This is a genomic window from Mycobacterium sp. URHB0021 (genome assembly GCF_054057895.1).
On sequence record NZ_JBSRZT010000002.1, the window covers coordinates 6,731,979 to 6,752,844 of the forward strand.

General features: G+C 68.4%; 18 protein-coding genes. 9 read left to right on the plus strand and 9 right to left on the minus strand.

What is annotated here, in order from left to right:
• Window positions 1–20 precede the first annotated feature (20 nt).
• The 3 genes from ACVWWN_RS35210 to ACVWWN_RS35220 are packed head-to-tail and all read right to left on the minus strand — an operon-like array spanning window position 21 to window position 2,907.
• The gene (locus tag ACVWWN_RS35210) at window positions 21–521 is read right to left on the minus strand and encodes a DUF3830 family protein (protein WP_457147976.1); all 501 of its coding nucleotides are present in this window, start codon (window positions 519–521) and stop codon (window positions 21–23) included.
• A complete protein-coding gene (locus ACVWWN_RS35215; protein ID WP_457147977.1) occupies window positions 518–1,930 on the minus strand; it encodes an amidase in 1,413 nt (470 codons plus the stop codon). The genes ACVWWN_RS35210 and ACVWWN_RS35215 overlap by 4 nt, the downstream gene beginning before the upstream one ends.
• Window positions 1,927–2,907 carry a D-2-hydroxyacid dehydrogenase gene (locus tag ACVWWN_RS35220; protein ID WP_457147978.1) on the minus strand — a complete coding sequence of 327 codons (981 nt, stop codon included), beginning with the start codon at window positions 2,905–2,907 and terminating at the stop codon, window positions 1,927–1,929. The genes ACVWWN_RS35215 and ACVWWN_RS35220 overlap by 4 nt, the downstream gene beginning before the upstream one ends.
• Before the next feature lie 80 nt (window positions 2,908–2,987).
• Here ACVWWN_RS35220 and ACVWWN_RS35225 point away from each other — a divergent pair, with 80 nt between their 5' ends.
• The 5 genes from ACVWWN_RS35225 to ACVWWN_RS35245 all read left to right on the plus strand — a co-directional run bounded on the left by ACVWWN_RS35225 (window position 2,988) and on the right by ACVWWN_RS35245 (window position 8,984).
• Entirely contained in the window at window positions 2,988–3,710 is a 723-nt protein-coding gene (locus ACVWWN_RS35225) for a maleate cis-trans isomerase family protein (protein ID WP_457147979.1), read from the plus strand.
• A 2-nt stretch (window positions 3,711–3,712) separates the two neighbouring features.
• Window positions 3,713–4,888 carry a M24 family metallopeptidase gene (locus tag ACVWWN_RS35230; RefSeq protein ID WP_457147980.1) on the plus strand — a complete coding sequence of 392 codons (1,176 nt, stop codon included), beginning with the start codon at window positions 3,713–3,715 and terminating at the stop codon, window positions 4,886–4,888.
• Between the two features lie 3 nt (window positions 4,889–4,891).
• Window positions 4,892–6,091, plus strand: coding sequence for an aminotransferase-like domain-containing protein (locus tag ACVWWN_RS35235; protein WP_457147981.1), 1,200 nt, complete (start codon window positions 4,892–4,894; stop codon window positions 6,089–6,091).
• 7 nt (window positions 6,092–6,098) lie between these two features.
• A complete protein-coding gene (locus ACVWWN_RS35240; RefSeq protein WP_457149402.1) occupies window positions 6,099–7,274 on the plus strand; it encodes a M20 family metallopeptidase in 1,176 nt (391 codons plus the stop codon).
• 63 nt (window positions 7,275–7,337) lie between these two features.
• The gene (locus tag ACVWWN_RS35245) at window positions 7,338–8,984 is read left to right on the plus strand and encodes an acetolactate synthase large subunit (protein WP_457147982.1); all 1,647 of its coding nucleotides are present in this window, start codon (window positions 7,338–7,340) and stop codon (window positions 8,982–8,984) included.
• Between the two features lie 80 nt (window positions 8,985–9,064).
• On the opposite strand, the gene ACVWWN_RS35250 is transcribed toward ACVWWN_RS35245, so the two are convergent.
• Complete coding sequence (locus tag ACVWWN_RS35250) at window positions 9,065–11,929, minus strand: FAD-binding and (Fe-S)-binding domain-containing protein (protein WP_457147983.1); 2,865 nt, start codon at window positions 11,927–11,929, stop codon at window positions 9,065–9,067.
• A 48-nt stretch (window positions 11,930–11,977) separates the two neighbouring features.
• Here ACVWWN_RS35250 and ACVWWN_RS35255 point away from each other — a divergent pair, with 48 nt between their 5' ends.
• Window positions 11,978–12,697: a maleate cis-trans isomerase family protein gene (locus tag ACVWWN_RS35255; RefSeq protein ID WP_457147984.1), complete on the plus strand. Its 720-nt coding sequence runs from the start codon at window positions 11,978–11,980 to the stop codon at window positions 12,695–12,697.
• Window positions 12,694–13,374: a GntR family transcriptional regulator gene (locus tag ACVWWN_RS35260; RefSeq protein ID WP_457147985.1), complete on the plus strand. Its 681-nt coding sequence runs from the start codon at window positions 12,694–12,696 to the stop codon at window positions 13,372–13,374. Before ACVWWN_RS35255 ends, ACVWWN_RS35260 begins: the two co-directional genes overlap by 4 nt.
• A gap of 17 nt (window positions 13,375–13,391) precedes the next feature.
• Here ACVWWN_RS35260 and ACVWWN_RS35265 read toward each other — a convergent pair whose 3' ends face one another.
• The gene (locus ACVWWN_RS35265) at window positions 13,392–14,870 is read right to left on the minus strand and encodes an NAD-dependent succinate-semialdehyde dehydrogenase (RefSeq protein WP_457147986.1); all 1,479 of its coding nucleotides are present in this window, start codon (window positions 14,868–14,870) and stop codon (window positions 13,392–13,394) included.
• A 94-nt stretch (window positions 14,871–14,964) separates the two neighbouring features.
• Here ACVWWN_RS35265 and ACVWWN_RS35270 point away from each other — a divergent pair, with 94 nt between their 5' ends.
• Window positions 14,965–16,230 (plus strand): aspartate aminotransferase family protein, encoded by a 1,266-nt coding sequence (locus tag ACVWWN_RS35270; RefSeq protein WP_457147987.1) that lies wholly within the window; start codon window positions 14,965–14,967, stop codon window positions 16,228–16,230.
• Window positions 16,231–16,245: 15 nt separating this feature from the next.
• Here the strand turns inward: ACVWWN_RS35270 and ACVWWN_RS35275 are convergent, their stop codons facing one another.
• On the minus strand, window positions 16,246–17,637 hold the full coding sequence (locus ACVWWN_RS35275) for an MFS transporter (RefSeq protein ID WP_457147988.1): 1,392 nt from the start codon (window positions 17,635–17,637) through the stop codon (window positions 16,246–16,248).
• Between the two features lie 233 nt (window positions 17,638–17,870).
• Window positions 17,871–18,230 (minus strand): nuclear transport factor 2 family protein, encoded by a 360-nt coding sequence (locus ACVWWN_RS35280; RefSeq protein ID WP_457147989.1) that lies wholly within the window; start codon window positions 18,228–18,230, stop codon window positions 17,871–17,873.
• On the opposite strand from ACVWWN_RS35280, the gene ACVWWN_RS35285 reads away from it, so the two are divergent.
• Complete coding sequence (locus ACVWWN_RS35285) at window positions 18,224–18,640, plus strand: hypothetical protein (protein WP_457147990.1); 417 nt, start codon at window positions 18,224–18,226, stop codon at window positions 18,638–18,640. The two genes, ACVWWN_RS35280 and ACVWWN_RS35285, sit on opposite strands and share 7 nt — an antisense overlap.
• Before the next feature lie 13 nt (window positions 18,641–18,653).
• On the opposite strand, the gene sppA is transcribed toward ACVWWN_RS35285, so the two are convergent.
• Together sppA and ACVWWN_RS35295 are read right to left on the minus strand one after the other, a co-directional pair.
• Window positions 18,654–20,447, minus strand: a complete 1,794-nt coding sequence (gene sppA, locus ACVWWN_RS35290; protein ID WP_457147991.1) for a signal peptide peptidase SppA — start codon at window positions 20,445–20,447, stop codon at window positions 18,654–18,656.
• A 38-nt stretch (window positions 20,448–20,485) separates the two neighbouring features.
• Window positions 20,486–20,752, minus strand: coding sequence for a hypothetical protein (locus ACVWWN_RS35295; protein ID WP_457147992.1), 267 nt, complete (start codon window positions 20,750–20,752; stop codon window positions 20,486–20,488).
• Window positions 20,753–20,866 lie beyond the last annotated feature (114 nt).

A 20,866-nucleotide genomic window follows, 5' to 3' on the forward strand; every position in this document is an offset into this window, starting at 1 on the left:
CGTTCGACGGCCTGGGGAAGTCAGCCGCGGCGGGTGAAGCTCAGCGTCTCCCCGCGCGCCCCGCCCATCCACAGGTCCTGGCAGGCGGCGGCCATCTCGTCGAGCCCTTCGGTGATGGCGCCGAAGACATTGCCCGGCACCCAGCCCTGGTCGCCGTTGATCAGAAGATTGTTCCGGCCGTAGAACAGCGCGAGGTCAACGATGGCTCCGGTTGTCCCTGTGCCGGTGGTGTTCTCGTAGCCGTACGCCGGATTGCCGAGGTCGTCGGAGTCAAACGAGAACCAGCACAGATCGCCCGGGATCGGAGTGATCGTGGTGTTCTCCTTACCCGGATCGGCGGGCGCGAACGCGGGCAGCAGCGTGTAGATCTCGTTGCGGGCGTACTTGCCGTGGAACACCGGCGCCGACAGCGGCAGCGCATCCCATACCGCGGCCGATGTCCGCGGCGCCGCGTCGTCGAGCATCCGGGCTACGCAGCTGACGCCGCGCTTGTCCAGCGAGACGGTGATCAGCCTGCTCATCTCGAATCCTCCTCGGAAAGTATTGCTGGTGTGCGCCGGTGCCAGTCGGTGGCGGACTGGTAGGCCTGGCCGACGCGGAGCACCAGCGCATCGGTGTGCCGGGCGCCGACGATTTGCAACCCGATCGGCAGGCCGGCGGTGGTGAACCCGCACGGCACGCTGAGTGCGGGCTGCTGGGTCAGGTTGAACGGATAGGTGTACGGCGTCCAACTCGTCCAGTCCGGTGACGCCGAACCGTCCGGCACATCCTGGCCGACCGGAAAAGCGGGTAACGGCAGCGTCGGCGTCACGAGCACGTCGTAAGTCTGGTGGAAGCGACCCATCAGCCCGCCCAGCTTCATCCGTTCCGCCATGGCGTCCAGGTAGTCCGACGCGGAGTACGTGGTGCCGATGGCCGCGGTGCGGTGCAGTCCGGGGTCGATCCGGTCGGCCAGCTCCTCGAGGGCGCCGTAGGACTGCAGCACCTTGGCTTCGCCGCTGAACCACAGCACGTGGAAGGCGTCGACCGGATCATCGAAGCCCGGATCGACCTCAGCCACTTCGGCACCTGCGTCGGCCAGCACGTCGACCGCGGCCCGGACAGCAGCGTCCACGTCGGCGTCGTTGCGGACGAATCCCAGATCCGGTGAGTAGGCGATGCGCAGGCCGGCCACCCCATCGTCGAGTTCGGACAGGAAGGACGACTGCGGAGTTGGCATCGCCGCCCAGTCGCGGGCATCGAAGCCGGTGATCACATCCATCAGCGCGGCGGCGTCGCGCACGGTTCGGGTCATGGGACCGGCGTGCGACAGCGTCCCGAACGGGCTCGGCGGATAAAACGGGATCACACCGTACGTGGGCTTCAGCGCGACAGTTCCGGTGAACGCCGCGGGGATACGCACGGAGCCGCCACCGTCCGTGCCGACCGACCACACCCCCATTCCGAGGCCGACGGCCGTCGCGCTGCCGCCGCTCGATCCACCCGACGTCTTGGTGGGATCCCACGGGTTGCCCGTCGCGCCGTAGCGCGGCGAGTCGGTGACGCCCTTCCACGAGTATTCGGGTGTGGTGGTCTTGCCGAGGATGACCGCGCCGGTCTCGCGGAGTCGCTCGACGCTGGGCGCGTCCTCCTCCCACGGACCCGCCGCGTCGATGAGGTGACTGCCACGCACGGTAGGCCAGCCGCGGGTCCACAGCGCGTCCTTGATCGAGGTGGGCACGCCGTCGCCGGGCCCGAGGGGCTCGCCGGCCTGCCAGCGGGCCTCCGACTGCTTGGCCGCCGCGAGTGCACCGTCGCGATCCACCAGGACGAAGGCGTTCACCCGGCCGTCGTGGCTGTCGATCGCGTCCAGTGCCGCCTCGGTCGCATCGACGGGCGAGAGCGTCTTGTTCCGGTAGCCCTCGATGAGCTCCGTCGCCAGCGGGATCATGTGCCTGCTCTCGCCGATACGTAGCCGAGCTTTTTGTCCACCACGTTCAGCAGCGGCTGCCCGGCCAGCCAGCGCCGGGCGTTCGTCACGAACTGGGCGGCCAGGGTTTCGCGCCAGCCGACCGCGTCGGCCGACATGTGCGCGGTGACCGTCACGTTCGGCGCGTCCCACAGCGGGTGGCCCCGCGGCAGCGGCTCGGTGTCGAAGACGTCGAGGGTGGCGCCGCCGATGCGTCGTTGCGCCAACGCCTCGAGCAGCGCGGACTCGTCGACCATCGGCCCGCGGGCGATGTTGACCAGGTGCGCGTCCGGTTTCATGGCGGCGAGCACCTGCGCGTTCACCAGTCCACGTGTCGCCGGGGTCAGCGGCGCGGCCAGGATCAGGTGATCGCACCAGCCGGCCTCCGCGGCGAGGTTGGCGCTCTCGATGATCTCGCCGAAGTCGGGGTCGTCGGCGACCTGCCTGCGGCCCGCGCCGCGGACCTCGAGGCCGGCGGCCCGCAGGAGTTTGGCGATCTCGCGTCCGATGCCTCCGGTACCGACCACCAGCGCGGTCGCACCGCTGATGCTGCGAGTCTCGCGGTGGCGCCATTCGTGGCGCCGTTGGAGGTCGAAGCTCGTGAGACTGTCCTTGGCGAAGGCGATCACGGCGCCGAGGACGTATTCGGCCAGCGGCCGGTCGAAAACGCCGCGCGCATTCGTCACCAGCACATCGGAGTCCCGCAGTTCGTCGAAGAGCAGTGTGTCCACGCCGGCGGCGGTGATGTGGATCCACTCGAGCCGGTCGGCGTCGGCCCAGACGTCACGCACTGCGGTGGAGAAGAAGTCCCAGAGCAGCAGTGCCTCGGCGCCGCGGACCGCCTCGGCGAGGCCGTCGGCGTCGCAGTAGCGGAAGTCCACGTCCAGGCCTTCGAGGCCGGGTGGGCGGTCGGTCGCCTTCTCGCACAGGACCGCGGCGACCGGTCGTGTTCGAGGCACGGGTCCGAGGCTAGGAACGAAACCGTACGATTGTCAACAATCGGCTTGCAGTCCGCGTGGGGCGCCCCCAGACTGGGGCCATGGCTCATTCGCCGCCGCTACAGCAGTCCGGAATCGGTGTCATCGCGCCTTACGACTTCGCGCTCGACCGCGAGCTGTGGCGCTGGGTTCCCGAGGACGTCAGCCTGCACCTCACCCGCATGCCGTATGCGCCGTTGCCCTCAACCGTGGAGATGGCCGTGCACATCTCGGACCCAGAACTGGTCGCTCAGGGGGTTTCGGACGTGCGCGTGGTCTCGCCGTTGGTGACGGCATATGCGTGCACTTCCGGAAGCTTCATCGGCGGCGTCGCGGGCGAAGCGGCGATCAGGGCCGCGATGGTCGACGCCGGGGCCAGGGCCGCGGTCACCACAAGCGGTGCCCTGCTCTCCGCGCTGCGCCACCTCGACGTCCACCGGATCGCCACCGCGACTCCCTATGTCGCCGAACTCACCGTCGGCCTCACCGCCTTTCTCGCCGAGGCCGGGGTCGAGGTGGTCGCATCCGCCGGGCTCGGGTTGACCACCGATATCTGGCTCGTGCCGTACGAGGTGACGGCGCGCCTGGTCCGCGACACCGATACGCCGGACGCGCAGGCCCTCTTCGTGAGCTGCACCAACCTGCCCACCTATGACGTGATCACCCGCCTGGAGCGTGAGCTCGGCAAGCCGGTGCTGACCGCCAACCAGGTCACCATGTGGTCAGCACTCGACGCCATCGGCCGCAAGGCGGTCGGGCTCGGCCAACAGCTGCTGGAGCGGTGAGGATGGCCGACCGCGCCGTGATGACGGCCGAGTACGCCACCCGATTGCGACGGGTGCGACAAGCCATGGGGCAGCGCGGCTTCGGCGCACTGGTGGTGTGCGATCCGGCGAACCTGTTCTATCTCACCGGCTACAACGCGTGGTCGTTTTACACGCCGCAGTGCCTGTTGGTTGCCGCGGAGGGACCGCCGCACCTGTTCACCAGAGCGATGGACGCGGCGGGCGCGGGCTTCACTGCCGACCTCGACGACGACCACATCCACGGCTACCCGGAGGATCTGGTGCACCGCCCCGACGTGCACCCGTTCGACTGGATCGCCGCCCGGGTACGCCGACTCGTACCCGCGGGCGAGGTGATCGGCATCGAAGGCGACTCCCACTTCTTCTCGGCGCGCGGCTATCTGGCGCTCGAGCGCGGGGTACCGTCGAACCGGCTCGTCGACTCCGCCGAACTGGTCAACTGGGTGCGAGTCGTCAAGTCTCCGTACGAAGTACAACAGCTGCGCATCGCGGGGACGATCGCCGAGAATGCGATGCGCACCGCTGTCGCCAATGTACGGCCCGGGCGCCGACAGTGCGACGTGGTCGCCGAGATCATGGCCGCGCAGGCATCCGGAACACCGACCCACGGTGGCGACTACCCCGCCCTGGTTCCGATGCTGCCCACCGGCGACGCTGCGGGGACACCGCATCTGACGTGGACCGAACGGGTCTTCCGATCCGGTGAAGCCACCACGATCGAACTGGCCGGGGTGTTCGATCGCTACCACGCCCCGTTGGCGCGGACCGTGATGCTGGGTGATCCACCCATGCGGCTCACCGACACTGCGAAGGTGGTCGCCGAGGCCATGGACGCCACGCTGGCCGCCATCCGCCCGGGCGTCGACGGCGGCACCGTGCACCAGGCTTTCGACCGCGTGATCAAACCCCATGGCCTGGAAAAGGATTCGCGTATCGGATACTCGATCGGTATCGGGTATCCGCCCGACTGGGGTGAACGGACCGTGAGCCTGCGTCCTGGTGAGACGACAGAACTGTCCGCGGGCATGGCTTTTCACGTCATCCTCGGCATCTGGATGGACGATTGGGGCTATGAGTTGTCCGAGCCGGTGGTGGTCACCGACGGCACAGTGGAACGCCTGACCGACCTGCCTCACGAACTCACGATCTGGAGGTAATCCGTGAAAACCTCGACGCTCCCCTACGCCGCGCGCGCCGCTGGGCTGGTCGGATCCGTGATCGACTCCAGCACATCGCTTTTGTACAAACAGCCACACGACGTCGTCCGGTTCGCCATGGGCAGCCCCGCATCCGAGGCCGTGCCATCGGAGATCCTGTCCGGGATCGCGGCCATCGAGCTGAGCAAGCCCGACGCCTACGACTATGCGGCCACGGAAGGCGATCCGCCGCTGCACGCGGCGCTGCTGGAGATGCTGCTCGGCACCAGTGACGAGACCACCGCCGACCGGCTGACGATCACCGCGGGCGGCATGCAGGGACTCGACCTGTTCTGCAAGATCTTCGTCGATCCCGGCGATCTCGTCACCGTCGAGTCACCCACCTACACCAACGGCAGCGCGACCGCCCTGTCCTACGGCGCAACGCTGTTGGAGATCCCCGTCGACGACGACGGCATGGACGTCGACGCACTCGAGCGCCTGGTCGCCCAGGCGGGCCGGACCCCCAAGGCCATCTACACCATCCCCACGTTCCAGAATCCGTCGGGCGTCACGCTGTCGCTGGAGCGCCGGTTGCGGCTCCTCGAGCTGGCCCGGGCCTGGGGTTCGATGGTCATCGACGACGACCCGTACGGGTTGTTGCGCTTCGCGGGTGAGCCACTGCCGACACTGCGCGAGCTGGGCGGCGGCGACCCCCTGGTGTTCGCGGTGCGCACGTTTTCCAAGATCGTCGCGCCCGGTTTGCGGGTCGGTTGGGTCGACACCGTCCCCGAGCTTCAGCCGCTGCTGATCAACGCCAAGCAGGCGATGGACACCTGCACCAACTTGCCCGCCCAACGGTTGCTGACCGGCTTTCTGACCGGCGGGCATCTCGGCGATCACCTGACGACACAGCGGGCCGAATACCGGCGGCGCAAGGACGCCATGCACGCGGCGTTGCACGAACACTTCGGCGACATCGCCCACTGGACCGACCCGGAGGGCGGCTTCTTCTGCTGGGTGACCTTCGACCGCGTCGACGCCACCGCACTTTTCGAACCCGCCCTGGCCGAGGGAGTCGCATTCATCCCCGGGTCGGCCTTCTCGCCGTCCGGCCGGTTCACCAATGCGTTGCGGCTGTGCTTCGCCTCCAACCCGCCCGACCGGATCCGCGAGGGTGTCGCGCGCTTGCGCCGGGCCGTCGATCTGACCACGAAGGACTGACGTGGCCCTGACCACCGCCGAGCGGGCCGTCCTGGACAAGATCGACGAGGACCACCTGGTCGAGCTGACCCGCTCGCTGGTGCGGGCCGAAGGGCAGAATCCACCCGGCGAGGAGGCGGCGACGGTGGCGGTACTCGCCTCCGCGGCCGCCGAATTGGGCCTCGCCGTGTCCGACGAATCGGTACAGCCAGGGCGCAGCAACCTGCAGGTGGTCCTGCCGGGCGGCGGCGGTCCCGGCCTGCTGCTGCTTGGGCACACCGACGTGGTGCCCATTGGTGATGGGTGGACGAGGGATCCGTTCGGCGGGGTCATCGAGGACGGCCGGATTTACGGCCGCGGTTCCTCCGACATGAAAGGTGGTCTGGGGGCAGCCCTTTCAGCGATGGCAGCTTTGCGAGGGGCGGGGCTCGGCGGTCCCGTCGAGCTGGCCGCTCTGATCGACGAGGAGGAGACGGGCGCCGGTATCCGCGCCTACATCGGGTCGGGGACCACGTCGGCGTTCCTGGGCTGCATCACCGCGGAACCCACCGACCTGCAGACCATCGTCGGCGCGCGCGGTGACTCGTACCTTCGCGTCGACATTCGCGGAATCGCCTGTCATGCCGGCAACCCCGACGACGGCGCGAACGCGATCTACGGCGCAGCGGAGGTGGTGGCGGAGATCGAACGCCTTCACCGCGAGCTGGCCGGCGCACCGCACCCGCTGCTGGGCCCGGCGACATGGAGCGTCGGCCAGATCAACGGCGGCACCGGCGGCGCCATCGTGCCCGCCGAATGCACCGTCGTCGCCGATCGGCGCCTACTGCCGGGTGAGTCGACCGAAACCGTGCTGGAGGACCTTCGGCTGCGCCTCGAGGTGCTGCGGCTGGGCGATCGCGGCTTGACCGTCGAGGTGGCGATGCCGATGGAGATGCCTGCCTTCGAGACGTCCGCAGACTCGCCGCTCGCCCTCGCCGCGTGCACCGCGGTGACCGATGCGGGGGGACCGGACCTGATGCCCGGCGGCTGGACGGCCGCGTGCGACGGCGGGTTCATCGTCCGCGACCTCGGCGTGCCCGTCGTGGTGCTGGGGCCGGGCTCCGTCACCAGTCAGGCCCATCGTGCGGACGAATCGGTGGCGGTAGAGGAGCTGGTCATCGCCGCGCGCGCCTACGCGCTGACCGCCTTGCGCCTATTGGCGTGAACGCAGCGTCGGGGCCGCTAACGTTGGGGATGGTGACGTAAGCGACCAGAACCGAGGAGAATCGTGGCAACGGCAGCGGAGTTGATGGTCAAGTGCCTTGAATCCGAGGGTGTTTCGGTGATCTTCGGAATCCCCGGCGAGGAGAACATCCGTTTCGTGCAGGCGCTGGCCTCCTCACCGATCCGCTATGTGCTGACCCGGCACGAGCAGGCGGCGGCGTTCATGGCCGAGATGTACGGGCGGGTGACCGGACGCGCCGCGGTGGTGTCGGCCACGCTGGGTCCCGGGGCGATCAACCTACAACTCGGAGTCGCCGACGCCACCACCAACAGCACCCCGATGGTCGCGATTTCGGCGCAGGTCGGCCAGGACCGCGAATACAAGGAGTCGCATCAGTCCGTCGACCTCGTGTCGATGTTCGCCCCGATCACCCGATGGTCGGACGGGGTGCCGACCGCAGCGGCGATCCCGGAGATGTTCCGCAAGGCGTTCAAGCTCGCCGAGACCGAGCGGCCTGCCGCGGTCTACCTGGCCATCCCCGAGCACATCGACGAGGACGAGAACGACTACCCGCTCGCACCGCTGCCGCGCAACGTCGTTCGGGCCGAAGCGCCCTCGGCGGCGCAGGTCGATCGCGCGGTCGACATCCTGCGCGCGGCCCACAACCCGGTGGTCCTTGCCGGCCACGGCGCCGCCAGGGCGAAGGCGACGGCGGCGCTCATCCGGTTCGCCGAAAGCGCCAATGTTTCGGTGGCCAACACTTTTCACGGTAAGGGGGTGATGCCCGACGACCACCCCAACAGCCGCGGCACCATCGGGTTCATGCGGCGCGACTACGTCAACTTCGGCTTCGACAACGCCGACGTGATCATCGCCGTCGGATACGAGCTGCAGGAGTTCGATCCCGTGCGAATCAACCCGAATTCCGACAAGCGGATCATCCACATCCACCGCCTTCCCGCGGAGGTGGACATGCACTATCCGGTGGGCGTCGGCATCGAGGGCGATATCACCGCGTCGCTGGACGCGTTGACCGATCGGCTGTCCGGAATCACGTTCGACGATCCGCAGGACACGCCGAGCAACCACTTGCTTGCGGCGGAAATCGCGCGGGGACAACAGGACTCGCGTTATCCGTTGGCGCCACAGCGCGTAGTGGCCGATACCAGGGCCGCGCTGGGCCGCGGTGACGTCGTGCTGGTGGATACCGGCGCGGTCAAGATGTGGATGGGCCGGCTGTACCCGACTTATGAGCCCAACACCTGCCTGATCTCCAACGGGCTGTCCACCATGGCGTTCGCGTTGCCCGGCGCGCTGGGCGTGCACCTGGCCCAACCCGACCGCAAGGTGCTCGCCGTCATGGGCGACGGCGCGTTCCTGATGAACTCGCAGGAGATCGAGACGGCCGTGCGGGAGCGCATCCCGCTCGTCGTGCTGATATGGGAGGACGGCGGTTACGGCCTGATCCAATGGAAGATGGACCTCGAACTGGGCACCCACTCGAATGTCACGTTCACCAACCCCGACATCGTCATGTACGCGCAGAGCTTCGGCGCCAAGGGATATCGCATCGCCACCGCCGACGAACTGCTGCCCACCCTGCGAGCGGCGCTGGCCGACGACGGCGTGTCGATGATCGCCTGCCCCGTCGACTATTCGGAGAACATGCGCCTCATCGAGGACCTGGGACAACTCGACACCGCACTGTAGGTCAGCACGGCTGCCCCGACCGTGCGCAAAGTGCTGGCCCACCACGGGCGGGTCGGCCGCAGACACGCACGCTCGCCGAGCTAGCGGTCGAGGCCCGTGGCGAGCAACTCGGCCAGGTGCACCGCCCGCCGCTCGGTGCCGTGGGCGATCTGGGTTCGGCAGCTGAAGCCGTCGGCGACGACGGCCGTCGTTTGGGCTGCCGCCCGCACGGCGGGCAGCAGCACGCGCTCCCCGACGGCGCGGGACACCTCGTAGTGGCCGCGCTCGAAGCCGAAGTTTCCTGCCAGACCGCAACATCCGGAATCCGGAATGTCGGCCCGAATCCCGGCCCTGGCCATCAGCGCGCGGTCAGCGTCGAACCCGAGCACCGCGTGCTGGTGACAGTGCGTCTGCACGAGCGCGTCGGTCGCGACCTTGGGTGGTTCCCAGCCGGAGCCGGTGAGGAACTCGGCGAAGGTGGAAGTCGACTCGGCCAGCCTCGCTACCCGAGGGTCGTCGTGCAGGAGTTCGGCAGCATCTCGGCGCAGCACCGCGGTGCAACTCGGCTCCAGCCCCACGACAGGGGTGCCGGCATCCAGATGCGGTGCCAGCACCGCCAGCGACCGCGCGATCCGCCGCTTGGCGGCCCGCAACTGACCGGTGGAGATCAACGTCAGCCCGCAGCACACCGGGCCATCGGGCAGCACGACCCGGTATCCGGCGTCCTCCAGCACCGCGACAGCGGCGCGCCCCACCTGTGGCGCAAGGTAATTGGTAAAGCTGTCCGGCCACAGGACGACGGCACCATGCGGCGCCGGCCGGGCATCGGGGCCGCGTCCGCGGAACCACGCCGCGAATGTCTGCTCGGCGAACGCCGGAACATCCCGCTCCGGCGCAATCCCGCCGAGACGCTTCACCAGCGACGTTCCCGCTACCCGGTTGACCAGTCGGGGTGCCACCGACGCGATTCGCGACATCTGCGGCAGCCAGCCCATCGACCAGTGCGACAGCGGACGGGCCCACGGCCTGCGGGCGTAGTGGTGGTGAGTGAATTCCGCCTTGTACGTGGCCATATCCACGTTGACCGGACAGTCCGATAGGCATCCCTTGCAGGACAGGCACAGGTCCAGAGCGTCGCGCACCTCGGTCGAGCGCCAGCCGTCGGTGACCAGATCACCCTGCAGCATCTCCCACAGCAGGTGGGCCCGGCCGCGGGTGGAGTGCATCTCGTCGTGGGTCACCTGGTAGCTCGGGCACATCACGCCGCCGCTGGACTGCCGGCATTTCCCGATGCCGACGCAGCGCCGCTGCGCCTGGGCGAAGTCGTCGTTGTCATCGGGATAGCTGAAGAGTGTCAACAGTTTCCGGTCCTTCGCCGGCCCGAGGTGACGGATCCCTTCGTCGAGTGGGGAGGGGTCGACGATCACCCCCGGATTCATCACGTGAACCGGGTCCCAGATGCTTTTCATCTCGGCCATGACCGCCAGACCGTCGCGGCCGTACATGCGGCCCAACAGTTCCGAGCGCGCCCGGCCGTCACCGTGCTCCCCGGAAACCGAGCCGCCGAGTGAGACGACGAGATCGGTGGCCTCCTCGACGAACGACCGGTAGGCGGCCACCCCGCGCTCGCTGAACAGATCGAAGTCGATCCGCATGTGCATGCAGCCCTCGCCGAAGTGACCGTAGGACGCGCCGGACACGCCGTAGCCGGCCATCAGCAAGTCCAGGCCGCGCAGATAGTCGGCGAGGCGTTCCGGCGGCACCGCAGCGTCCTCCCAGCCGCCCCACGCCTCGCCGCCGTCGGCGCGCCGTGTCGCTAACCCGGCCGCATCGGTGCGGCAGCGCCACAGCACGGCCTGGGCCGCCGGGTCGGACACCAACGAGGCCGTGGCCGGTGAACCCGAATCACGCAGCGCGGCGAGGATCAACTCGGCCGACGCCGTGGCGGCCGCCCGATCCTCCCCGCCCATTTCGACGAGCAGCCAGGCGCGCCCGGCGGGGAGACCGGCCTCAATTGCGGCGCGGCGCACCTCCCCGGGCAACCGGTCCACCAGATCGATGTTGATGGACTCCATGGTCAGCGGACCATGCGGCAGCACCACCGGTATGCACTCGGCCGATGAGACGGAATCGGCGAAACCCAGGGCGCACAGCACCCGCGCCGCCGGCAATGGGGTCAATGCGACGGTCGCCCGCAGGGTGGCCGCGAACCCGCCTTCGCTGCCGCACAGCAGTCCCGCGACGTCGTAGCCGTGTTCGGGCAGCAGCCGGTGCAACGCATAACCCGAGATCTGGCGGGTGAAAAGTCCGAACCTGCGCTTGATCACCAGGTGATGCTCGTCGACGAAGGCCTGCAAGGCCCGGTGCAGCTCACCCTCACGCCCCGGCCTGCACGCCAGTTCGGCTGGGACGCCGCTTGATTCGACGGTGCAGCAGGTGCCGTCGGCGAGGATTACGTCAAGCGACCGGACGTTGTCGGCGGTGGTCCCCCACGCCACGGAGTGCGCGCCGCAGGCGTTGTTGGCGATCATCCCGCCGATCGTCGCGCGGCTGGCCGAGGACGGATCCGCGCCGAAGGTGAGCCCCAACGGCCGCGCCGCGCCGAGCAGGTCGGTGAGCACGACGCCGGGTTCCACGACCGCGGTCCGGCTATCGGTGTCGATGCCCAGAATTTTGTTCACGTGACGCGAGGCGTCGATCACGACCCCGCCGATCGCGTTACCCGCCATCGAGGTGCCACCGCCACGCATCGTCACCGGCGCCCCGGCCGCGGCGGTGAGCGCCACCGCGGCGGCCAACTCCTCGGCGTCAGCCGGCACCACCACGAGCTCGGGAATCACGCGGTAATTCGACCCGTCGACGGCGTACAGGCCGCGGCCTGCACTGTCGTCGCGCACCGCTCCGCGAAGCTCTGCGCGCAGCGCTGCACGGAGCTTGCCTACGTCATAGCTCGCGCGGGTTAACATTGTCGACAATCTACCTATCTCGGTGACGATGATCCAAGGGAGATGAATATGCCAACGGTGGGACTGCTCTACCCCGGCCACAGCGCCGAGGACGACTTTCCGGCGCTGGAGGCACGGATCGCCGGCGCCGTGCGCCTGCCGGTCACGATCACCTCGGTCGGCGAGGACGCGCATCGCGTCGACGCGCTGCTCGACCTGGGCAGCAACGACCGGTTGGCGGAGGGGGCCGCGCAACTGGCCGCTGAGAAGCCGGACTCGGTGATGTGGGCGTGTACCTCGGGCAGCTTCGTGTTCGGGCCGCAGGGCGCGCAGGACCAGGTGTCGGCCGTGGCGGCCGCGGCGGGCGTGCCCGCGTCGTCCACCTCGATCGCCTTCGTCGACGCGCTACGGCATCTCGGCATCCGTCGGGTCGCGGTGGCCGCGTCCTATCCCGATGACGTCGCGGCGCATTTCGTCGCGTTCCTGACCGCCGGCGGCGCCGAAGTCGTCTCGATGGGCAGCCATGGGATCTACACCGCGGCCGAGGTCGGGACGCTGGAGCCAGACCAGATCGTCACCATGGTCGCCGCGGCCGACCACCCCGACGCCGAAGCAGTGCTGGTTCCGGATACCGCGATGCACACGCTGGCGATCGTCGACAAGCTGGAAGCGGCAGTCGGCAAGACCGTGCTGACCGCCAATCAGGTGACGGTCTGGAAGGGCCTGGACCTGCTGGGCCCGGCGCCTAAGCTGCCCCGGCTCGGCACGCTGTTCGGAGACCGCCGATGACCAGCTTCATCGAGCCGCTGTCCCGCGAGTCGACGCCCAGCATCATCGCGGACAAACTGCGCCGGGCCATCGCCCACGGCGAGCTGAAACCGGGTGCGCAGCTGGGCGAGGCCGACTTGTCGCGCAAGCTCGGAGTCAGCCGGGGCCCGCTGCGGGAGGGGATGCAGCGCCTCACGCAGGAGGGTCTACTGGTCGCGATCCGCAATCGCGGGCTGTTCGTGGTCGAGATGACCCCCGACGACGTCCGCGACATGTACGTCGCCCGCGAAGCGATCGAGCGGGCCGCTGCGCGCAAGATCCTCGACGGCGACCACGTCACGGCCGGTGACGAGCTGCTGCTCATCGTGGACCAGATGGCGGCGGCGGGTACGCCGGCCGAGGTCAGCGAGCTCGACATCACCTTCCACGAGCGCCTGTTGCAGTTGGCCCGCAGCCGGCGGCTGTCCCGAATACACCAGACCTTCATCACCGAGACCCGGATGTGCATTCATGCGCTCGACGAAAGCTACGCGAAGTCCGAGGTGCGCGATCACGAGCACCGGGCGCTGGCAAACGCGATCCGCTCCGGAGACCGCGGACTCACCGACCGGCTGCTGACCGCGCATATGGACGACGCCATCCACCGGCTCACCCACGACAGGAACACGATCGGCGGAGCGGAGCCGGCCGGCGCGTAGCCGCGGCCACCGGGCAGTCAGCGCATCGCGATGCCGATGTACTTCGTCTCCAGGAACTCGTCGATTCCCATGGCACCGCCCTCGCGGCCGAGACCGGACTGTTTGATGCCGCCGAACGGCGCGGCGGGGTTGGAGACCACGCCCTGGTTCAGCCCCACCATGCCGGTCTCGACCGCCTCGGCGACCCGCAGAGCACGCCGCAGGTCGTTGGTGAAGACGTAGGACACCAGGCCGTACTCGGTGTCGTTGGCCGCCGCGATCACCTCTTCCTCCGTCTCGAACGGGGTGAGGGGGGCGACCGGCCCGAAAATCTCCTGGTCGCACATCTCGGCGTCGCGCGGCACGCCCGTGAGCACGGTCGGCGGATAGAAGTAACCGTCACCGGCGGGTGCCGAGCCGCCGGTCAGCACGGTGGCACCACGGTCGACGGCGTCGGCCACCAGCGTCTCGACCTTGCGCAGCGCCGAAGCGTCGATCAGCGGACCGACGGCGACGCCCGGTTCGGTGCCGCGGCCGACCGGCAGCGTCGCCATCCGGGCCGCGAGCCGGCGACCGAATTCGTCGATGACGGAGGACTGCACATAGAGCCGGTTGGCCGCCGTGCAGGCCTCGCCCGTGTTGCGCATCTTGGCCGCGACCGCCCCCTCGACCGCCTCGTCGAGGTCGGCGTCGTCGAACACGATGAACGGCGCGTTGCCGCCGAGTTCGAGCGAGGTCCGCAGGATCTTCTCCGCGCACTGCTCGAGCAGCAGCCGGCCGACCTGCGTCGAGCCGGTGAACGACAGCTTCCTGGCCAGGCCCGACCGGATCAGTGGTTCCATCACCGGACCGGCATCGGTCACCGTGATGCAGTTGACCGCGCCGGCGGGCAGGCCCGCCGCGGAGAGGATGTCCATCAGCGCCAGCATCGACAGCGGTGTCTGGGGCGCCGGCTTGATCACACTGGTGCAGCCGGCGGCGATGGCCGGACCGAGCTTGCGGGTGCCCATTGCCATCGGGAAGTTCCACGGCGTGATCAACAGGCAGGGGCCGACCGGTTGGCGGGTGACCAGGAAGCGCGATCCCCCGGCGGGCGCGGTCTGATAGCCGCCGTCGATCCGGACGGCCTCTTCGGCGAAATGGCGGAAAAATTCTGCGGCATAAGCGATTTCACCTCTAGCCTCGGCCAGCGGCTTACCCATCTCCAACGTCATCAGCAAAGCGAGGTCATCGATCCGCTCGTGAAGGAGTTCGAACGACCGGCCGAGGATGTCGGCACGGGCGCGCGGTGACATCGCGGCGAATTCCGGCTGCGCGGCGACGGCGGCGTCGAGCGCGGCCCTGCCGTCCTCCGGGGACGCGTCGGCGACCGCGCACAGCGCCTTGCCGGTGGCGGGGTCGGCGACGTCGAACGTGCGTCCGTTCGATGCGTCGAGCCACTTGCCGTCGATGAACAGTCGCTTCTGGACGGTTCGGACGACCCTGGACTCGTCGGCCTGATCGTGTTCGCTCACCAATACCCCTTCGACGTCGGCGCACGCATAGACAACTCGGACAAGTCAGATACGCTGATTGTCGACAATCTTACGTCTACAGGCAAGGGGAAGGAACGTGGCTCCGTCCGCTCAGCTCTCACAGGTCCTCAAACAAGCGACCGGCGTACTGGCCGCTCGCGGCGAGGGCGTCCTGCTCTACGACGAAGACGATCGTCGATACCTCGACTTCACCGCGGGAATCGGCGTGACAAGCACTGGACACTGCCACCCGCGGGTGGTCGAAGCGGCGCAACGCCAGGTCGGCACGCTGATCCACGGGCAGTACACCACCGTCATGCACCGACCGCTGCTCACGCTGGTGGACCGGTTGGGCGAGGTCCTGCCGGCCGGGCTGGACCGGATGTTCTTCGCGAATTCGGGCAGCGAGGCCGTCGAGGCCGCGCTGCGGCTGGCCCGCCAGGCCACCGGCAGGCCCAACGTCATCGTCTTCCACGGCGGGTTCCACGGCCGCACGGTGGCGGCGGCCTCACTGACCACGTCCGGCACGAAGTTCCGTTCCGGCTTCTCACCGTTGATGGCGGGCGTGCACGTGGCGCCGTTCCCCGATCCCACCCACTACGGCTGGCCGGTCGAGCAGGCCACCGATTTCGCGCTTGCCCAGCTCGACTACATCCTGCAGACCCTGTCCTCCCCCGCCGACACGGCCGCGTTCATCGTCGAGCCGGTGCTGGGGGAGGGTGGCTACGTGCCCGCCAACGAACGGTTCTTCACCGGCTTGCGGCAACGCGCGGACGAACACGGCATCCTGTTGGCGGTCGACGAAGTGCAGACCGGCTTCGGCCGTACCGGGAAGTTCTGGGGCGGTGAGCATTTCAATGCGCGCCCGGATGTTCTCATCACCGCGAAGGGCCTGGCGTCCGGCTTCCCGTTGTCCGCGATCGCGGCGTCATCGGACCTGATGGCCAAGGCTTGGCCGGGATCACAGGGCGGCACGTACGGCGCCAATGCGGTGGCGTGCGCGGCGGCGGTGGCCACCTTCGACGTGATCCGCGACGAGGGCCTGGTCGACAACTCCGCGCAGCGCGGCGCGCAACTCAAGGAGGCGGTGCAGCTGGTCGCGGACAAGCACGACCAGATCACCGATGTCCGCGGCCTCGGCCTGATGATCGGCAATGAGTTCCGTGACGGTAACGGCAAACCCGATCCGGCGACGGCCGCCGCCGTCCAGCAAGAGGCAGCCCGGCGCGGCTTGCTGCTGCTCACCTGCGGGGCGTGGGGTCAGGTGGTGCGGTTCATTCCGGCACTGGTGGTGACCAGCGATCAGGTCGACGAGGCGGCGAGCATCTGGGCCGACGCCGTCGGCGCCGTCGTGGCGCGCTGAGAGGTCGCGCGATAGTCAGACCCGGCTTGCCTCCTTCTTCTCGTATCGGAGCTGCGGCGGGGCGGCCGCGGTGCCGGGTGTCTCCGTGCCGTTCATCGGGCAGCGGGTGGTCTCGGGCACCTTGATCAGCGCGATGGCGCCGATGACGCAGGCGGCCATCATGTAGTACGCAGGCACGAGATTGTCGCCTGTCTTGTTGACCAGCCAGTCGTTCACCGCCGGCGCGGTGCCACCGAACAGAGACGTCGAGACGTTGTAGGCGATCGCGAATCCGGCATAGCGCACGTGGGTGGGAAACATGGCAGGGAACGTGGCCGAGATCGTCGCGAGCTGCGGTACGTACAGCAGTCCGAGGACGGCGAATCCGATCACCGCGCCGAGGGCGTTGGTGCCCATCAACAGGAACATCGGGACGCCGGCAATGAAGAGGCCGATCAGCGAGAACCACCACATCGGTTTGCGCCCAACGCGATCCGACGCGCCTCCGGCGATCGGGAGGAACACCATCATGGCGAGCATGCCGATGATCGGCACCAGCAGCGACATCGTGGCGGACAGGCCGATCGAGTTCTCCAGGTAGGTCGGCATGTAGGTCAGCAGCGTGTAGTTGACGACATTCAGCGCGACGACCACCCCACCCAACCGCAGAATCGGGGCCCAGTAACGGCTGATCAGATCCTTGAATTGAGTGGTGGTGCGGTCCTCCGTCTCCCCGGACTCCGCCAGCTCGCGGAAGATCGGGGTGTCCTCCAGCCGGGACCTCAGGTATACGCCGATCAGGCCGAGCGGAGCCGCAACGAGGAAGGGCAGCCGCCAGCCCCAGGTGCTCATCTGCTCGTCGCTGAGCACCAGTGAAAAGCCCAGCATCAGCAGCGCGCCCAGGGAGAAGCCCGCCAAGGTGCCGAACTCCAGGAAGCTGCCGAAGAAGCCACGCCTGCGGCATGGCGCATACTCCGCCATGAAGGTCGCGGCGCCGCCGTACTCCCCGCCGGTCGAGAAGCCCTGGATCATCCTCAGCAGCACCATCAACACCGGTGCCCAGAAACCGATGGCCGCGTAGGACGGGACCAGGCCGACACACAGCGTGGCCCCGGACATCAGAAGGATCGTGATCGCCAGCACCTGCCGGCGCCCGATCCGGTCACCGAGCGGTCCCCACACCAGTCCCCCGAGGGGTCTGACCAGGAAAGACACCGCGAACGTCATCAACGCCAACAACGTCGCGCTCTGGGTGTCGCCAGGGAAGATGGCGGCCGAGATATAAGACACGCCATACGCGTAGATGCCGTAGTCGAACCATTCGGTCGCGTTCCCGATGGCTGACGCGGCGACCGCTTTCTTCAGTACGGCCGGAGACGGTTCGGCGACAGCGTTGGACTGCGACGGTTGGTGGTCGGGGATGCCCATGGGGATCCTCCTCGTGTCATCGACACTGTTCGGACGCTGCCCCGGCCGAGCCACCTCGGGTCAGGTCGTAGTTTTGTTGACAATCCGACATTAGCGAGGTCGTACGGTCATCAGCAAGAGTCTCCGGTTACCAAATGAAGAAGTTCCGCATCCCACGACAGCGTCGCCGAAACAACGTTCCCGGTCGTCAAGCGGCCCGTTCAACGACCGGGAACGTTGTTTCGGCGCATGAGTCACAAGTCCGCGGGTAACGATCGCGGCAGCCCGAACCACCCGAGCACATGGCTTTCGAAGCGCGTCATGGCGCAGATCCGATCGCCGGCGACCGTGAGCACGAGCAGTCCTGCCCCGTGGCAGACGCCGTCGGCGGCAGCGCGAAGGTAGGTGGCGAACGTGGGCTGACCGTTGGCAGGTGTCGGCACGAGTCGGTACAACCGGCCGATACCGAACATCGCGGTGTAGAAACGGGCGACGGCATCGCGCCCTTGGTATTCGAACGGCAGCGGCGGCATGGAGAGGTTGACGCCCGCGGTGAGCAAATCGACCAGCGCATCGACGTCACCGGATTCGAATGCGCGGACAAATCGTGCCACCAGCGCCCGCTCGCCGGGACAGTCAACTACCGGCCGGCAGCCGGGTGATCGTGGTGAGCAGCGGCGCCGCCGTCAACGGGTCACCGGCCAGCGGTGGTTATGCCGGAGCGAAGGCCACCCAGCGGTTCATCGCGGGATACGCCCACGACGAGTCGCAGCGTTGCTGCCTGGACATCACCGTTACCGCCGTCATGCCGAGAATGACGCCGTTCGGAGACGTCGGACGACGGGGCATTCGCGCGTACGCGGCCCGGAACGGGTTATCCGAGCCGGCGTATCTCGAACAGCTGGGCAAGCTGCTGACCCCCGAGCTGGCCGGCTCCCTCCTCGTGGACCTGGTCCAGGACGATCCGGCAACGGTGGCACCCGGCTACTTCCTCACCGGCGCCGGGCTGCAGGCGATGCCGTGATACCCGCGGAGGCTCAGAAGCGGTAGTCGCCGACCCAGAGCGCGCTCGTCCCGGTGAGCGAACGTTCCGCCTGGCTCAGCACTCCTGCCACCGAACGCCCGATCACCGCGGCCGCTGCCTCCGGTAATGACGCCGCGGCCGGTTGTGACGACGGTTTCGGCCGCAGGAAGTCCAGCACCGACGAACCCGGATAACTCGCGATGCGGACGTCCGCGTCGGGTTCGAGGCCGGCCAGCACCTTGGCGCGGGTGACCGCGGCGCGAAGACCGCCGAGTTCGTCGACGAGACGGCGCTCTTTGGCGTCGGCGCCGGTCCACACCCGACCGCGCGCGATGGCCTCGACCGCCTCCACCGTCAGCTTGCGACCCACGGCGACCCGCTCGACGAAGTCGGTGTAGAACAGGTCGGCCTCGGCCTCGACATGCGCACGCTGCGCGTCGGTGAACGGCTGGTTGATCGACCAGGCGTCGGCGTTGGCGTTCGTCCGGACCGAGTCCGAACCGACGCCCAGCCGGTCCTTCAGTTCACGCGCCACCAGCTTGCCGGTGACCACGCCGATCGAACCGGTGATCGTGCCGGCGTTGGCGACGATCGCATCGGCGCCCATCGATACGTAGTAGCCGCCCGACGCGGCGACGGCACCCATCGAGGCGACCACTGGTTTGCCCCCGTCACGCACCCGATTGACTTCGCGCCAAATGGTTTCCGAGCCCGTGACCGAACCGCCCGGACTGTCGACCCGCAACACGATGGCCGACACCGAGTCGTCCGCGGCGGCTTCCCTCAGCGCCGCGGCGATGGTGTCGCCGCCCGCACTGGAGTGGCCGAACGGAAGCACCTGCGGACCGCCGCGGCCGCTGACGATCGGCCCGTGCAGCGTCACCACCGCAATGGTGGGCTTGCCTTTGCGGCCGGGAATCGGCGGCACCGGCGGCTTCGTCCCGGTGCTGCGCGCGTACCGCGACAGGTACAGCCTCGCCGGTGCATCGGGGTTGGTGTCCGCGTCACCGGTCTCCGGCGAAATGCCTGGTGCCCCCACGAGTTCCGCGATACGCACGTAGGCCTCGTCGCGGAAGCCGATCCGGTCCACGAGCCGGCCTGTCACCGCTTCGTCCCGCAGCAACGGCGCCTTGTCGGCGAGCGCGTCGATATCGGCGGGATCGATATGACGGGATCTCGCCACCCCGTCCAGCACCTGCGAGTGCAGGCTGTCGATCAGCCGGCTGTCGGCCTCGCGATGCGCGTCTGTATAGCTGTCCTGAGTGAAAAGGTTTGCGGCGGACTTGTATTCGCCGCGGGCGACGAACTGCGCCTCGATACCTGCCTTGTCGAGCGCGTCGCGGAGGAACAACGCATTGGTGGCGAAGCCGACCAGGCCGACGGTGCCGGAGGGCTGCATCCAGACCTCGCGGAACGCCGACGCCAGGTAATACGACAGCGTGCCGGGGTACGTCTCGGCCCAGGCGAGCGACGGCTTGACATCACTGAAAGCCGAGATGGCTTCCCGCAACTCCTGTACGGGTCCGGCCGCTGCCGCCGGAATCTGGATCCGTGCGATGAGCCCCGCGACACGCGGGTCATCGGCCGCGTGGTGGATGGCGGAGATCGCCTCGCGCAACAGCAGGGGCTTGCCGCCGCCGGCGATCAGCGCGAACGGGTCGAAGCTCCCGGTCTCGTTCGGCACCGTCAGTAGATCCAGCTCGAGCACACACCCGTTCGACACCCCGCGGTGGCGGGCGGTGTCGACGCGCCTCGCCAGCGCACGCAGGTCATCGACGCCCGGGAGGCCCGGCAGGAAAGCAAACATGGTCAGAGCCTACCGACGCCGATCGGCTATCGGCGGATCTAGGGCGGCGACGGCAACGGCCGCGGCGTCTGGACCAAGATGTCGACCCGCGTGATGCGGCCGTCATCGTCGAATCCGAAGACGAGTACCTCGTCCGTGAGCATGGGCTTTCCGTCCAACTCGACCGTTTCCGCCAGTTCGGCGAACGCGAGCGCCTCACTCACGTACGTCACGCGGTGCACCGCCATGGCGTAGCCCGCCAGCTTCGGCATGGTATCGACGAGGTAGGCCAGGTAAGTCATCGCGACCGGCGAGGCGGTCCCCATAGGGAGGGCCCACGCGCACGACGTCGACGGCAATGCATTCACCCACGACGTCCCACCGGTGCGACGCGATCGCCGCCGAGGTATCGCTCGACGACGGCATCCCTCCCCGGCACC